The organism is Bradyrhizobium sp. USDA 3315 (assembly GCF_054056795.1).
Map to the genome: position 1 here is coordinate 923086 of NZ_JBSRYP010000001.1, position 15274 is coordinate 938359.

13 protein-coding genes are annotated in these 15274 nt (G+C 65.8%); 7 read left to right on the forward strand and 6 right to left on the reverse strand.

Annotation, left to right across the window (positions count from 1 at the left end; genetic code table 11):
- Positions 1 to 30 precede the first annotated feature (30 nt).
- Positions 31 to 987: a LysR substrate-binding domain-containing protein gene (locus ACVIYL_RS04230; RefSeq protein WP_456777827.1), complete on the forward strand. Its 957-nt coding sequence runs from the start codon at positions 31 to 33 to the stop codon at positions 985 to 987.
- Between the two features lie 261 nt (positions 988 to 1248).
- On the opposite strand, the gene galU is transcribed toward ACVIYL_RS04230, so the two are convergent.
- Entirely contained in the window at positions 1249 to 2124 is an 876-nt protein-coding gene (galU, locus tag ACVIYL_RS04235; RefSeq protein WP_456777828.1) for a UTP--glucose-1-phosphate uridylyltransferase GalU, read from the reverse strand.
- A 224-nt stretch (positions 2125 to 2348) separates the two neighbouring features.
- On the opposite strand from galU, the gene ACVIYL_RS04240 reads away from it, so the two are divergent.
- Together ACVIYL_RS04240 and ACVIYL_RS04245 are read left to right on the forward strand one after the other, a co-directional pair.
- Entirely contained in the window at positions 2349 to 3728 is a 1380-nt protein-coding gene (locus ACVIYL_RS04240; protein ID WP_456777829.1) for a lytic murein transglycosylase, read from the forward strand.
- A gap of 325 nt (positions 3729 to 4053) precedes the next feature.
- Positions 4054 to 5760, forward strand: coding sequence for an SGNH/GDSL hydrolase family protein (locus tag ACVIYL_RS04245; protein ID WP_076825226.1), 1707 nt, complete (start codon positions 4054 to 4056; stop codon positions 5758 to 5760).
- Positions 5761 to 5963: 203 nt separating this feature from the next.
- Here ACVIYL_RS04245 and ACVIYL_RS04250 read toward each other — a convergent pair whose 3' ends face one another.
- Both ACVIYL_RS04250 and ACVIYL_RS04255 read right to left on the reverse strand, forming a co-directional pair.
- Positions 5964 to 6341 (reverse strand): CsbD family protein, encoded by a 378-nt coding sequence (locus ACVIYL_RS04250; protein ID WP_050387227.1) that lies wholly within the window; start codon positions 6339 to 6341, stop codon positions 5964 to 5966.
- A 59-nt stretch (positions 6342 to 6400) separates the two neighbouring features.
- A complete protein-coding gene (locus ACVIYL_RS04255; RefSeq protein WP_456777830.1) occupies positions 6401 to 7135 on the reverse strand; it encodes an SDR family NAD(P)-dependent oxidoreductase in 735 nt (244 codons plus the stop codon).
- A gap of 181 nt (positions 7136 to 7316) precedes the next feature.
- Here ACVIYL_RS04255 and ACVIYL_RS04260 point away from each other — a divergent pair, with 181 nt between their 5' ends.
- Together ACVIYL_RS04260 and ACVIYL_RS04265 are read left to right on the forward strand one after the other, a co-directional pair.
- The gene (locus ACVIYL_RS04260; protein WP_456777831.1) at positions 7317 to 8096 is read left to right on the forward strand and encodes an SDR family NAD(P)-dependent oxidoreductase; all 780 of its coding nucleotides are present in this window, start codon (positions 7317 to 7319) and stop codon (positions 8094 to 8096) included.
- Between the two features lie 101 nt (positions 8097 to 8197).
- Positions 8198 to 9085 (forward strand): TauD/TfdA dioxygenase family protein, encoded by an 888-nt coding sequence (locus ACVIYL_RS04265; protein WP_456777832.1) that lies wholly within the window; start codon positions 8198 to 8200, stop codon positions 9083 to 9085.
- A gap of 188 nt (positions 9086 to 9273) precedes the next feature.
- Here the strand turns inward: ACVIYL_RS04265 and ACVIYL_RS04270 are convergent, their stop codons facing one another.
- Entirely contained in the window at positions 9274 to 10518 is a 1245-nt protein-coding gene (locus ACVIYL_RS04270) for an IS4 family transposase (protein ID WP_456781775.1), read from the reverse strand.
- A gap of 284 nt (positions 10519 to 10802) precedes the next feature.
- A complete protein-coding gene (locus ACVIYL_RS04275) occupies positions 10803 to 11462 on the reverse strand; it encodes a YqgE/AlgH family protein (protein WP_456781776.1) in 660 nt (219 codons plus the stop codon).
- Positions 11463 to 11598: 136 nt separating this feature from the next.
- On the opposite strand from ACVIYL_RS04275, the gene ACVIYL_RS04280 reads away from it, so the two are divergent.
- Positions 11599 to 12438, forward strand: a complete 840-nt coding sequence (locus ACVIYL_RS04280) for a protein-disulfide reductase DsbD domain-containing protein (RefSeq protein ID WP_456777833.1) — start codon at positions 11599 to 11601, stop codon at positions 12436 to 12438.
- A gap of 189 nt (positions 12439 to 12627) precedes the next feature.
- Complete coding sequence (locus tag ACVIYL_RS04285; RefSeq protein WP_456781777.1) at positions 12628 to 14010, forward strand: oligosaccharide flippase family protein; 1383 nt, start codon at positions 12628 to 12630, stop codon at positions 14008 to 14010.
- A gap of 82 nt (positions 14011 to 14092) precedes the next feature.
- On the opposite strand, the gene ACVIYL_RS04290 is transcribed toward ACVIYL_RS04285, so the two are convergent.
- The gene (locus ACVIYL_RS04290; RefSeq protein ID WP_456777834.1) at positions 14093 to 15274 is read right to left on the reverse strand and encodes an MFS transporter; all 1182 of its coding nucleotides are present in this window, start codon (positions 15272 to 15274) and stop codon (positions 14093 to 14095) included.

The window sequence follows — 15274 nt, forward strand, 5'->3', positions numbered from 1 at the left end:
CTTTAGTGATCGCGTCGATAAGATTATCTGATGATAAATGTCACACTCCGGCAACTCAGGTATTTTGATGCTCTGGCCCACCACCGCCATTTCGGGCGCGCCGCGGATGCCTGCGCGGTGTCGCAGCCGGCGCTGTCGATGCAGATCCGCGAAATGGAACAGGCGGTCGGCGGCGTGCTGATCGAACGCAATGCGCGGCAGGTGACGCTGACGACCTTCGGCGAGGACCTGCTGCGCCGCGTGCGCGACATCCTGCGTTCGGTCGACGAACTCGGCGACTTCGCGCGCGCCTCGCGCGACAAGCTCGCCGGGCGGCTGCGGGTCGGCATGATCCCGACGATTGCACCATATCTGCTGCCGAAGGTGATCGAGAACCTGGCGCGGCTGCATCCCGAGCTCGACATCCATGTCCGCGAGACGCTGACGCCGAAGTTGATCAAGGAGGTCACCGAAGGCCGGCTCGACACCGCGATCGTGGCGCTGCCGGTATCGGAACCGTCGCTGACCGAGGTCGCGCTGTTCTCGGAAAACTTCCTGCTGGTGCGGCCGGGCGAGGATGCCAAGACGCCGGTGCCGAGCGCCGAGATGCTGCGCGAGATGCGGCTGTTGCTGCTCGAGGAGGGCCACTGCTTCCGCGACCAGGCGCTGTCGTTCTGCAACATGCAATCCTCGCCGCCGCGCGAGGTGCTGGACGCGAGTTCGCTGTCGACGCTGGTGCAGATGGTCGGCGCCGGTATCGGCGTCACCCTGATCCCCGAGATGGCGGTGACGGTGGAGACGCGCTCGGCGCCGGTCACGGTCTCGCGCTTCAAGCATCCGCAGCCGTCGCGCACCATCGGCATGGTCTGGCGCAAGACCTCTCCGCTCGCCGCGCAGCTCCAGCAGATCTCCGAGGTCGTCAGCCTCGCCGCCCGCGCCCTGCGCGCGCCGAAGCAGGACGGCGCCAAGGAGCCGGCGAAGCGCGCGGGGCGAAGGAAGGTGGCGTGATTGCCGAGACGCTGCGGCGAAGATGTAGTTCTGGTTTGACGCACACGTCTCGCCACCCCCACAACCGTCGTCCTGGCGAAAGCCAGGGACCCATAACCACCGCGTTTGATTGTGAACGGGATCGTGGCTCCAGCTTCGCTCAACAACTGATGGTCGGGGTAATGGGTCCTGGCTTTCGCCAGGACGACATCGAATATGTTGCGCGGTCTGTGAATCATACGTCCGCATTCTCGCGGCGAATGACGAGATGACGCGGCGCCCCTACTTCTCCAGGTACTTCTTCATCTCGGCGATCAGGCCGTCGCGCAGTTCGGGGCGCTTGAGGCCGAAGGCGATGTTGGCGCGGAGGAAGCCGGGCTTGGAGCCGCAATCGTGGCGCTCGCCCTCGAACTCGACGCCGTAGAACTTCTGCGTCTTCGCAAGCCCGATCATCGCATCGGTGAGCTGGATCTCGCCGCCGGCGCCGCGCTCCTGCGTGGCCAGGATGTTGAAGATCTCCGGCTGCAGGATGTAGCGGCCGGTGATCGACAGGTTGGACGGCGCGGTGCCCTGCGGCGGCTTCTCGACCATGCGGTCGACCTCGAAGATGTTGCCGGTGCGTTTGCCGACGCTGCAGATGCCGTATTGATGGGTGAGTTCGTCGGGCACCGCCTCGACCGCGATCAGGTTCGACTTGTCACCAAGCCTGCTCGCGGCGTCGATCATCTGCTTGAGGCAGCCCGGCGTGTTCAGCACCAACTCGTCCGGCAGCACCACCGCGAACGGCTCGTTGCCGATGATATCGCGTGCGCACCACACCGCGTGGCCGAGCCCGAGCGGCGCCTGCTGCCGGGTGAAGCTCATCGCGCCGGCCTCCGGCTGGTTCTGCGCCAGGATATCCTGCTCGGTCTTCTTGCCGCGCTGCGCCAGCGTGGTGTCGAGCTCGAACATGCGGTCGAAGTGATCCTCGATGACACCCTTGTTGCGGCCGGTGACGAACACGAAATGCTCGATGCCGGCTTCCCGGGCCTCGTCGACCACGTACTGGATCAGGGGCTTGTCGACGATCGTCAGCATCTCCTTCGGCATCGCCTTGGTGGCGGGCAGCACGCGGGTACCGAGACCGGCGACGGGGAATACGGCTTTGTGGATCTTCATGGGATTATCGGAAGCCTTGAAATGGGTGGGACGGCGGCACGAAATGAATCATGCCTTTGGTACCCCGTTTTGCAGCCGCCAACAAAGGCGGATGTGTGGTGCGGCTTAATTCCGCCGTTCCCGTCAGCCAAATGCGGGCCGCAACAAAATCTCGCCCTTGTTAAGTTATTGGAAACCGTGCCGGGGCCTTCTGGAACAGCACGATTTTGACAGGCACACGACAAATGCGCGCGATGGGAACATCAAGGACCAAGCTTTTCGGCGCGAGCCTGATCGCGCTGGCCCTGCTGCTGCCCGGCAGCACGCAAGCCCAGTCGGCGGGCAACGGCCTGACCAACCTGATCGACAGCATCTTTTCCGGACCGAACGCGACGCCGCCGCAGGCCGCAACCGGACAGGACGGCGCGGCACCGCCGTGGAGCGGTGAAGACGGCGCCTCCGGCCATCCGCTGATGACCGCAGCGGCGATCCGCCAGGCCGCGTCGGACTTCCCGAACTGCGTCGCAGCGATGTGGCCAGATGCCGCACGGCGCAACATCACCCAAGAGAATTTCGAGCGCTTCACCGCCGGCCTGACGCCCGATCTGCGCATCATGGATCTGATGGATTCGCAGCCGGAGTTCACCAAGGCGATCTGGGATTATCTCGACATCCTGGTCAGCGACACCAGGCTCGCCAAGGGGCGCGAGATCCTTGCGAAATACAAGCCGCAGTTCGATGCCACCGAGAAGGCCTATGGCGTCGACCGCTACATCATTGCGGCGATCTGGGGCATCGAGTCGAACTACTCGACCCAGATGGGCGATCGCAACGTGGTGCAGTCGACCGCGACGCTCGCCTGCATCGGCCGCCGTCAGGCCTATTTCAAGGACGAGTTCCTGTCGGCGCTGGAAATCCTCAACCGCGGCGACCTCAGGCCCGAGCAGATGCGCGGCTCCTGGGCCGGCGCCTTCGGCCCGACCCAGTTCATGCCGACCGCGTTCAAGCGCTATGCCGTCGATGGCGACGGCGACGGCCGCCGCGACGTCGTCGACAATCCGAGCGACCTGATCGCCTCGACCGCCAACAATCTGAAGAAGGACGGCTGGCAGACCGGCGCGAGCTGGGGCTACGAGGTCGTGCTGCCGCAAGGCCTCAATTACATGCTGGCCGACCGCGCCAAGGCCATGCCGCTGTCGCAATGGGAGCATCTCGGCCTCAAGCGGCCGAACGGCCAGCCGTTCCCGCGGCCGTCCGACAAGGCCTATCTGCTGGCGCCGGCCGGCGCCGAGGGGCCGGGCTTCCTGATGCTGCAGAATTTCCGGGTGATCATGAAGTACAACCCGGCCGAGGCCTACGCGCTCGCCATCGGCCATTTCGCCGACCGCCTGCGCGGCGGCCAGCCCTTCGCGCAGCCCTGGCCGCGGCAGGAGCGGGTGCTGTCGCGCGCCGAGCGGCTGGAACTGCAGCAGCTGCTCGCCCAGCGCGGCTTCTACAAGGGTACGCCCGACGGCCAGTTCGGCGGCCAGACCCGCGAGGCGCTGCGCGGCTTCCAGGTGTCGATCGGGGCACCGGCCGACGGTTTTGCCACCGCCGAGGTGCTGGAGCGGCTGCGGGCGCGGTAGGGCTGAAGCCGGAGGACCGCCTCCCGTAGCCCGGATGCAGCGCAGCGAAAGCCGGGGTTCTCGCCGTGCGGCTGGTCTGGTCCCGGATTACGCTTTGCTCCATCCGGGCTACGGCTCTTGCCCCTCCCGCAAGCGGGAGAGGGGGCACGGTTCCGTCGCCGCGACGGCTAGGCCCTCCACCCCGAAAGTAACCGTGAAATCCGATATTTGCCGCCTGCCTTGACGGCGGCCGGCGGCACCCGATTTATGGTGGAAAAGCTGCCCGCTTGCGGCCCGATTCCGCTAGTATGCTCGCGTACTTCCAGATCATTTGCGACCGAACGCGATGCGAGAGCCAAAGTCCTTTTTGCGCATATTCACCGAAGCCGGTCCGCTGGTCGCGCTGACGGTGGCGCTTGCGCTGTTGATCGGCATCGCCCAGCCCGCCTCGGCGCAATTCTTCGGCTTCCCCGGCTTCGGCGGCGGACCGCCGCAACCGCAGCGCCGCGCTCCGCCGCAGCACGGTGGTGGCGGCTGGTTCGGCGGCGATTTCTTCGCGCCGTTCCAGCAGCAGCAACCGCAATCATCGCAGCCGCAGCGGCCGCGCGAGGATTTCTCGCGCGCTCCGGCACCGGCCAAGCGCGAGGCGGCCGCCGAGCGCAACGTGCTCGTCATCGGCGACGCCATGGCCGACTGGCTCGGCTATGGCCTGGAAGATGCCTATTCCGACCAGCCCGACATGGGCGTGATCCGCAAGCACAAGACGGTCTCCGGCCTGATCCGCTATCAGCCCAAGGGCGATCCGGCGGATTGGGCCGCGGCCGCGAAGGGCATTCTCGCCACCGAGAACCCCGACGCCATCGTCGTGATGCTCGGCCTCAACGACCGCACCGCGATCCGAGAATCTGTCGTGGAGAAGAAGGTCGACAAGAAGGACGAGAAAAAGGACGCGCGCGGCAAGCCCGAAGCCAAGCCGGGCGACAAGCCCGATGCCGCCGCCAAAACTGATGGCAAGCCGGTCGAGGCCGAGCCGCCGGCCGACGACGCCGACAATGACTCGCAGGCCGCGCCGGAAAAGACTGCGCGTTCGCCGAACGGCCTCTATGAATTCCGCGACGACCGCTGGGTCGAGCTCTACGGCAAGAAGATCGAGGAGTTGATCAACGTGCTGAAGAGCAAGGGCGTGCCGGTGCTGTGGGTCGGCCTGCCCGCGATCCGCGGCCAGAAGGGCACGTCGGACATGCTGTTCCTCGACGCGCTCTATCGCGACGGCGCCGGCAAGGCCGGCATCACCTATGTTGACGTCTGGGACGGCTTTGTCGACGAGGCCGGCCGCTTCATGCAGAAGGGCCCGGACTTCGAAGGCCAGCCCCGCAAGCTGCGTACCGATGACGGCGTGTTCTTCACCAAGGCCGGCGCGCGCAAGCTCGCGCATTATGTCGAGCGCGAGGTGACGCGCCTGCTCGCGGTGCGCTCCGGGCCGATCGCGCTGCCGAGCGAACCCGCGACGCCGGATACCAGCGCGGAGCCCGGCAAGCCCGCGCCGCGGCCGCTGGCGGGCCCGGTGCTGCCGCTGGTCGCCTCCACCGTCGGCACCGATCAATTGCTCGGCGGACCGGGCTCGCGGCCCGCCGCCGTCGATGCGCTCGCCGCGCGCACGCTGGTGAAGGGGGAGGCGCTGGCGCCACCCGCCGGCCGCGCCGATGATTTCGTCTGGCCGCGCCGCGAGATGGGCCGCGAGCAAGCCAAGGGCGATGTGCCGGTTGCCGCGACCACGCCCGCCGCGCCGGCGGGCGGACCGGCCAATCCGCCGCCCTCGACCACGGCGATCGCGCCCGACGGCTCGATCATCACCGCACCGAAGCCGCCAAGGCGCGTGTTCCGTCCGGCCCAGACCCAGGCCCAGCCGCAACAGCAGCCGCAGACACAGCCTTGGCTGCGCGATCTGTTCGGGTTCGGCGCGCCGCAGCAGCGCCCGTTGGTCGCTCCGCCGCCGCGCCCGCCGCGCGGTGTCGGACAGCGGGCCGCAGTGCCGGGGAGTCCGTGGCAGTAGGCCGCGCGTCTTCCGATAGAATTGACGCTACATCCACGTCATTGCGAGCCAACGGGTCGCGCGAACGCGCGCCCGATGACAGGCTCCGCAAAGCAATCCATCGATCCGCACGCGCGGACGGCTGGATTGCTTCGTCGCTTCAGCGCAAAATTGCTTTGCAATTTTGTCGCGAGCTCCTCGCAATGACGGTGGGCGAGATGGTATCAACCGTAATAGCGCCAACGCGACGGCGGCGGGCGGCGCGGCTGGCGCGTCATCAGGAGCGCGAGTGCAAAGCCGATGCCGCCGGCGATCAGCAGCGATCCCAGCGGGTTCTCCTGCACCGCATGCGCCATCGCCTTCTGTCCGCTGCGAACGGTCTCGCCGCGATGCTCATAGGCATCCTTGGCGTAGTTGACCGCGGTGTCGGCGGCGTCGCGCGCGGCGTCCTTGGCCTGGCCGTAAAGATCCTGCACCGAGCCCGCGGCTTCGCGCGCGCGGCCCGAGGCCTGGGTCTGCGCATCGCCGGTCGCGTCGCCGACAGCACCTTCGGCCTTGCCCGCGAACTCCTTCGCCGTTCCGAAAATCCGATCCTTGTCCATCGTCACGCTCCCTGATCTGTCCGGGAGCTAACCGGGAAACGGCGCGCAGGTTCCTGCGGTTACAGGATCAGCCCACCGTCGACGACGATGGTCTGGCCGACGATGTAGGAGGCGAGCGGCGAGGCCAGGAACAGCGCGGCGCCGGCCATGTCGGCGGGCGTGCCGAGACGCTTCAGCGGAATGCGCTCGAGCGCGCCTTCGAGACGCTTCGGATTGGCCGTCGTCGCCTTGGTCATCTTGGTGTCGACGAGGCCAGGCGCGATGCCGTTGACGCGGATGCCGTTCTCCGCCCAGGCCTCGCCGAGCGTGCGCGTCAGTCCGACGGCGCCGGTCTTCGAGGCGTTGTAGGCCGGATTGCCCATGGTGGAATGATAGGCCGCGGTCGAGCTCACGATGATCAGCGAGCCTTTGCTCGCGCTCAGCATCGGCTGGAATTTGGTCGCGCAGGCCATCAGGCTCATCAGGTTGACCTCGAGCACCTTGCGAAAACCCTCCATCTCGAATTCCCCGCGGCGGTAAATCACCGCGCCCTGCGCCAGCACCAGCACATCGAGCCGGTCGAACGACGGCCTGAAGGCCTCGATCGCCTGCGGGTTGCTGACATCGAGCTGCGCGTAGGCGAGGCCCTCGAGATGCGAGCCCTCTTCGGTGGAATAGTCGCTCGCCTGCGCACGGGTGCCGCAGATCGCGACGCGCGCGCCCCTGGCGCGGAACGCCTGCGCGATGCCGTTGCCGATGCCGCTGGAGCCGCCGACCACCAATATCTGCTTGCCGCCGAAATCGAGCTCGTTCATCGCGCGTTCCTCTCTCGTGCTGTTGTCTTGATTGAGCATGATCCTTCTCGGAAAGCCAACCGGGAAACTTGCGTTAACGCGCTGCGCGCATGCCGATATCGGATCAGTAGTTTGACGTATCCTGCGATCGGTGCCAGCGTTGCCGTCTCTCACAACGCAAAAAATCAACGGGGGGTCCGTCATGTCCGAATACAAGCAGCTCAGCCGTTCGGTGAAGGGCCTCACCGTTCTGGTCACCGGCGCCGCCAGCGGCATGGGCCGCGCCACCGCGCGGGTGTTTGCCGATGAAGGTGCCAACGTCGCGGTCACCGACCTCACCGAAGAAGGCACGCAGACGGTGGCGAAGGAGATTTCAGCAAGCGGCGGCTCGGCGAAGGCCTGGACGCTCGACGTCGGCGATCGCGACGCCATCACCAAAGTCGTCAACGACGTCGCCACGCATTTCGGCGGGCTCGACATCATCGTCAACAATGCCGGCATCTCGGTGCGGGTGCCGATCGACGATCCCGCGTACGAGGACGCCTGGGCCAAGGGCATCGCGGTGATGCTGACGGCGCATCCGCGCATCATCCGCGCGGCACTGCCATACCTGCGCAAGTCGCACTCGCCGCGCATCGTCAACATCGCCTCGACCGAGGCGCTCGGCGCGACCGCGCTGCACAGCCCCTACTCCGCGGCCAAGGGCGGCGTCACCAGCCTGACCCGCTCGCTCGCGGTGGAGCTGGGACGCGAAGGCATCACCGTGAACTGCATCTGCCCGGGCCCGATCCGCACCGCCATCACCGACCGCATCTCCGAGGAGCACAAGACGCTCTACGCCAAGCGCCGCACCGCCCTCGCCCGTTACGGCGATCCGGAAGAGGTCGCGCACATGACGCTGAGCCTGTGCCTGCCCGCCGCATCGTTCCTGACCGGCGCGGTGATTCCGGTCGACGGCGGGTTGATGGCGCGGAATGCCTGACCCGCGCACGGCCCGCGAGCGTTGACAGCGCGCGCGCGGCGAGTAGCCTTCCCGTCAAACGAAGCGGGAAAACCGCCCGCGACAGACGGGGAGATATGCCAATGACGGTCCTGATCCGGCAGCTTCACAAGCATTTCGTCGGCGAGGTTTCCGGCGTCGATCTGCGCAAGCCGCTGACGAAGCAGGAAGCGATCGACATCGAGGCCGGCATGGACAAATACGCCGTGCTCGTGTTCCACGGCCAGGACATCTCCGACGAGCAGCAGATGGCGTTCGCGCTGAATTTCGGCGAGCGCGAAGATGCGCGCGGCGGCACGGTGACGAAGAAGCAGGACTACCGCCTCGCCTCCGGGCTGAACGACGTCAGCAATCTCGGCAAGGACGGCAAGCCGCTGCCGAAGGACCACCGCACCCATCTGTTCAACCTCGGCAACTGCCTGTGGCATTCCGACAGCTCGTTCCGGCCGATCCCGGCGAAATTCTCGCTGCTGTCGGCGCGCGTGGTGAACCCGAAGGGCGGCAACACCGAATTCGCCGACATGCGCGCCGCCTATGACGCGCTCGACGACGAGACCAAGGCCGAGATCGAGGACATGATCTGCGAGCACTCGCTGATGTATTCGCGCGGCTCGCTCGGCTTCCTCGACTACACCGACGAGGAGAAGCAGATGTTCAAGCCGGTGCTGCAGCGCCTGGTGCGCACGCATCCGGTGCACGGCCGCAAGTCGCTGTATCTGTCCTCTCACGCCGGCGCCATCAGGGGCATGAGCATGCCGGAGGCGCGGCTGCTGCTGCGCGATCTGACCGAGCACGCGACGCAGCCCGAATTCGTCCATGTGCACAAATGGACGGTGCATGACCTCGTGATGTGGGACAACCGCCAGACCGTGCACCGCGTCCGCCGCTACGACCAGTCGCAGCCCCGCGACATGCGCCGCGCCACGGTGGCCGGCACCCAGCCGACGGTCGCGCAGGAAGCGGCGGAGTAGCGGTCGCGAAGGCTGTCGTAGCCAAACCATCGCTGTCGTAGTCGAACCCACAGCTGTCGTCCCGGGCAAGCGAAGCGCGACCCGGGACCATAACCACAGGGCGCTGTTGTTGCACGACGCTGTGGCCCGAGCGCGGTGCCGCAATTGCATACGGTGGTTATGGGTCCCTGCTTTCGCACTAGGTGCATCTACACGTTTGTCGGGCCATTTGCGAGGATTTGGAAGCGGGCCATTCCGGTGTGGAAGGTGATTGGTCCAGGTTGACGGTGGGAGGCGTAGCCGGTCCATCCGCCGAGTTTTGCGATGATCCATGCCGCCCAAGCAAGAGTGTTGGGGCGATGGTGGTTTTTCTGAAGCTCGGTGCGACCTTTCATGGTTTTGTTGATGGCCCTGAGCGTCTCGATCTCTTCTGCGGTGAAGACAAATTCAGCCGGCAATTCTTCGCCACTGTTGCGGGCCTGAACGAGTTGAATGACGATACATGCCGCTCTGGTGGCGACCGCCACGAGCTTGATCAGGCCTTCGGCGCTCTCGATCTGACTATCCTCGATGCGCAAACCCTGGCTCTTCAGCGAGCGAAAGAGTTGCTCAATGATCCAGCGCTGGCGGTACCAGGAGACGATCTGCCAGGCGTCTTTAACGGTGGCGACCGGATGAGTGGTCAGGAGCAGCCAGCGAATGGGCTCCGCACCTCTCGGCGGATGCAACTCGACCACTTCTACGAAGCTGAGTTTGATGCCCTCCGCCAAGTCGGTGACGCCGGGCCTCTGCGGCCGCTTGAGCACGACGGTTCCGAAGCGCATCGAGAGATGGGCCTGCCGGCCGCGCCGATCCATTCGCTGCGGCAGATCGATCACCGCGTTGTCGCAGAAGCGGCTCCGCTCGACCGCCTGATAAAGTGTGTCGCCATCGACCAGCGCATGGTCGTGCATGGCACGCGACAGAAGATGGACATTCTCAGCTGGCGTCAGCGCCCAGTGAGCAAAGAAATCCCCCTCGCGGTCGTTGACGACGGTGATCATGCGGGCATCTGCCAGGACGTCGCGGCCTTGCTCGGCGGCCGTCACCCAGCGCGCCGACTCCTTGTCGGCCAAGGCGCGCCGCTCATGCGGGATTTTTACCTTGCCTTTGCGCGTCCAAACGTTGCCGCCAGTAAGGCCAAGACAGACCCCGCTGTCGGCATCCACCGCCATCATCGCATGCAACAGCACGCCGCGAGCATTGCCCTTGCCGACTTTGCCCAGCCCGCGCCGCCGTCCCGCCTGGGTCTGGAACTTGACCTCGCTCGTATCCTGGATCGCCAGCACATGACGCCCGCTGACCGCAGTCCGCGTCTGCGCGCTCCAGCCCTCAATCAATTTATCGATCGTGACTTGGGGGTTGTTCACAAACCGCCAGAACGCCATATTGGCAGCCCAATCGCCCCGGGCCATCTGGCGCAAGCAGACGCTGCGCGTGCAAAGCATAGCCCGCAGAAGCGTCGCCCCCTTTTGTCGAGACGAACGTCCCCGAACTCACCCAAAGACAAATCCGGCTGCATCGCTGGCGCTCCTTCGAATCAAAGCGCCAGTGAGAGAATCATACAACATGCTGCAGAGACGCCACTTCTTGCTGCACCGAGTCAATCTGTCGCGCCCCAAAACCGTGTAGACACGCTAGTGCGACGGCAGGGACGACACCGTGAATGTGGACAAATCGTCGACGACGTCAGCGCGGCCTACGCGTGGCCCGCGTCGTTCGACAGCATGCCGGCCTCGATGCCGATCTTGCGCAAGGCGCGCGCGTATTTCTCGTCGACGTCGGTACCGAAGATCAGCTCCGGATCGGCGTCGCAATGCAGCCAGCCATTGTGCTGGATCTCGTTCTCGAGCTGGCCCGGCGCCCAGCCGGCATAGCCGAGCGCGAGGATCGCGTGCTTCGGCCCTGCGCCCTTGGCGATCGCCTTCAGGATATCGACGGTCGCGGTAAGCGAGATGCCGTCGTCGATGTTCAGCGTCGCATCCTGAATGTAGAAGTCGCTGGAATGCAGCACGAAGCCGCGGCCGGTGTCGACCGGCCCGCCCTTCATCACCTTCATCATCTCGGCATTCTCGGGCAGCTGAATCTGGTCCGACTTCTCGATGATGTCGAGCTGCACCAGCAGCCCGGGGAAATCGATGCTGCCGGCGGGACGGTTGACGATGATGCCCATCGCGCCCTCGGAGGAATGCGCGCACATGTAGATCACGGAGCGTTCGAAGCGCGGGTCGTTCATGACAGGCATCGCGATCAGCATCTGGCCGTCGAGGTAGCCGCCTTCGGCGGCATGGGCACCGACGGCCGGGCTTCTGCCGGCGGCGGTCTTGCGAGTCTTGCCTGGTTTGCCTTCAGGGCGCATCCGCAAAGGCCTTTCCTGCTGATTTCGCATCCTGATATCGGGTGGCGGTTCTGTCAATCAACCATCGACCGCCGTGCGGCGATGCATCACAAGCAATTCAATGGTTTGCACCGAAAGTTGCAGGTAAAGACGTCTCATGATCGTCATAGTTCCCTTGCGTGCCGCATTTGGCGTTGCCGCCCTGTTTTCCGTCGCATGTATGGCCACGGAGGTCCGCGCCGACGACGCCTCGCCGTGGCAACAGGACACGCATTCGGCGGTGCGGCTGCTCGCCGGATCGCGCAGCGGCGCGGTGCTGCTTGGCGGCATTGCGTTCCAGTTGCAGGACGGCTGGAAGACCTATTGGCGGACGCCCGGCGATTCCGGCGTGCCGCCGCGGTTCGATTTCTCCAGGTCGGACAACGTCGAGGCGGTCACCGTGATGTGGCCGGCACCGCGGCAATTCGACGACGGCGCCGGCGGCACCTCGCTCGGCTACAAGCACCAGGTGGTGCTGCCGCTGCGCATCGTGGCGAAGAATCCCGATAAGCCGCTGGTGCTGCGCGCCGACATCAACTACGCGGTGTGCGAGAAGCTGTGCGTGCCGGTGGAGGCGAAGGCCGAGCTGGCGTTCGCGAGCGTCGCATCGACCGAGGACGCCGCGCTGTCGGAAGCGCTCAACGCGGTGCCGAAGCCCGCCAATATCGGCGACCCCATCCCGCTTTCGATCCGCGACGTCAAGCGCGACGGCAAGAACAACGTGCTGGTCGATGTCAGCGCGCCCGAGAGCCGCGACCTCAGCCTGTTCGTCGAGGGGCCGACGCCCGACTGGGCGCTGCCGGTGCCCAAGCTCGTTGCGCAGGCGCCGCCGGGCGTGAAGCGTTTTTCTTTCGAGCTCGACGGCCTGCCGCCCGGCGCCAAGGCCGACGGCGCCGCGCTGAAGCTGACGCTGGTCGGCGGCGACAAAAGCTACGAATTCAATATCAATTTGAATTGAGCCGTAGGGTCATTCCGGGGCGATGCAGCGCATCGAACCCGGAATCTCGAGCTCCCGGGTTCAGTGCTTCGCACTGCCCCGGGACGACCCCGAAGGGGTGCGTCGCCGAACCCAATCTTAACGTTTCGTTGATAGATCGGTGGCCATTGCCGCCGTGCGGCGCTTTAGGAATTTTCCGCCTTGGCTGTGATGGAGACACAATCGGCAACCTCTGCGCCATTGGGCCGGGCCGCACGCCTGCGTGGCCTCGCTGCGCGCGCGCTCGGCGGCACCAACGAGGCGTCGGTCACCAAACGCCTCGCCGGCATGATCTTCGCCATCCGCGTCATCAGCGCCGCCATCGCCTATCTCGCGCAGATCCTGCTGGCGCGCTGGATGAGCGGCTCGGATTACGGCATCTATGTCTATGTCTGGACCTGGGTGCTGCTGCTCGGCAGCACCATGGATTTCGGCATCGCGCCCTCCGCGCAGAAGATCATTCCGGAATACCGCGCGCGCGGCGACCTTGCGGCGCTGCGCGGCTTCCTCTCCGGCGGCCGCTGGGTGGTGCTGGCGACGTCCAGCATGGTCGCGCTGCTGCTCGCCGGCGTGATCCACCTCGCCTCGCCCTGGATCGATCCCAACGCCGTGGTGCCGCTCTATATCGGTTGCCTGACCTTGCCGCCCTTCGTCGTCGCCAACACCCAGGACGGCATCTCCCGCGCGCATGACTGGATGCAGCTCGGCCTGATGCCGCAGTTCATCGTTCGGCAGGGGCTGATCATCGCGCTGACCGCCGGCGCACTGGCGCTCGGCCTCAATCTCGGCGCCACCGCGGCGATGATCGCGAGCGCGGCCGCGGTGTACATCGCGGCGATCGGCCAGATGATCGTGCTCAACCGCCGCCTCACCGCCCATCTCGGGGTGGGCGAGAAGACCTACGACGTCAAGGGCTGGTTCGCGATCTCGCTGCCGATCATGCTGGTCGAGAGCTTCTATCTGCTGCTCGGCTACACCGACGTGCTGATGCTGCAGCAATTCCGCTCGTCCGAGGAAGTCGGCATCTATTTCGCCGTGGTGAAGACGCTGGCGCTGGTGTCGTTCGTGCACTACGCGATGGCGGCGACCACGGCGCACCGCTTCGCCGAATACAACGCGCTCGGCGACAAGGACCGGCTGTCGGCCTATGTCGCACACGCCATCAGCTGGACGTTCTGGCCCTCGCTGCTCGCGACCATCGCCCTGCTGGCGTTCGGCAAGCCGCTGCTGTGGCTGTTCGGCCCGAAATTCGTCGACGGCTACAGCATCATGTTCGTTGCCGCGATCGGGCTCGTGGTGCGCTCGGCGATCGGGCCGGTCGAGCGCCTGTTGAACATGCTCGGCCACCAGAGCATCTGCGCGACCGCCTATGCGGTGTCATTCCTGATGAATGTCGGGCTCTGCATCGCCCTCGTCCCGCGTTACGGCGGCATGGGCGCCGCCGCCTCGACCTCGCTGTCGCTGACCTTCGAGACGATCCTCTTGTTCTATGTCGTGCGCTCGCGCCTCGGGCTGCACGTGCTGGCGTTCGGCAAGCGGCTGCCGGCGTCATAGCATTCCGCCGGCGCGGCATTGTGCGATGCATGACCGCCGCCGGACTGAGAAACCTGCCTGACCGCGTTCAGCCTTGCGCCGGTCAGGCGCGCCTGATGTCCGCCCGCTCCCAATGCTGGCCGGCAACCATGCGGCGGAAGAACCACAGAACGGCCGGGCAAGCCAGGAGCATGGCGGCGCCGAAGTCGAGCGCCGCGCTCGCGGAGCCGACCGTGGTGGAGAGCTTTCCTCCGATCGCAGGTCCAGCCAGCATGCCGGCGTAAAAGACGGTGTAGAATATTCCCATTCCGATCGGCCGCGTCTTCTGCTCGAGCACGCGCGCAGGCAGGCTCATGATCGGACCGGCAGGCAGGCCGCAGAGGATTCCAAGAGCAATGACGACGGGAAGCACCGTGCCGCTGCGCGACAGCAGCAGTGTCAGGAGCGCGAAGGCGATGCAGCCCGTGACCAGGATGACCTCGCCGCGCTTGGTCCGATCGGCGAGGAAGCCGCCTAACGGCACCGAAAGGGCGGCGAGCCAGAGCACGATACTGATGGTTGATCCGGCTGCGGCGCCGGACCAGCCTTGCTCGACCAGCATCGATGGACCGAAACTGAAGATCATCGCAAAGCCGATGTTGTAGAGACACCAGATCAGGCCGGCGGCAATCACGGCGCAGATCGTGTCGGCGGTCAGGCTGCTAGGCTCGCCTTCAACCGCGACGGCCGCATCCGGCGCGCGATAAACCAGAGCGATGAGGCCGAGACCGATCAGGATCACCCCGGCGACGGCAAGATTGACGGCATGGAGCCCGAGCGTGGCTCCGATTGCCGGCAACAGCATGAGAGCGACTGCGATGCCGGCCGGCCATGAGTTGATGAAAATGGCCATCGCGGTGGCGATTTCCCGGCCGGCAAACCAGTCCGCGACCATCTTGGTCATCAGAACGTTCAGGAGCACGCCGCCGATGCCGGCAGTCAGCCGGCCCGCGATCTGCACGCTCCACGACGTCGACGTGGTCATCAGCAGTTCGCCTGCCAGCATCATCAGGAGACCGGCAAGGACCACCACCTTGTCGCCATAGCGGCGGCCGATCGCGCCGCCAGGCAAGGCAAGCAAGGCGCCCGGCGCAAAGTAGAGCCCGATCAGAACGCCGATATCGGCCAGGCTCGCGCCCAGACCCTGGCTGAGCTGTGGCGCGATGGCCGCGACGCTCTGAAACTGAAAGGCGATGGTGGCACGAGCGACGAACAGAGCAGCAAGAATGGTCCAGCGGCTTCGCAT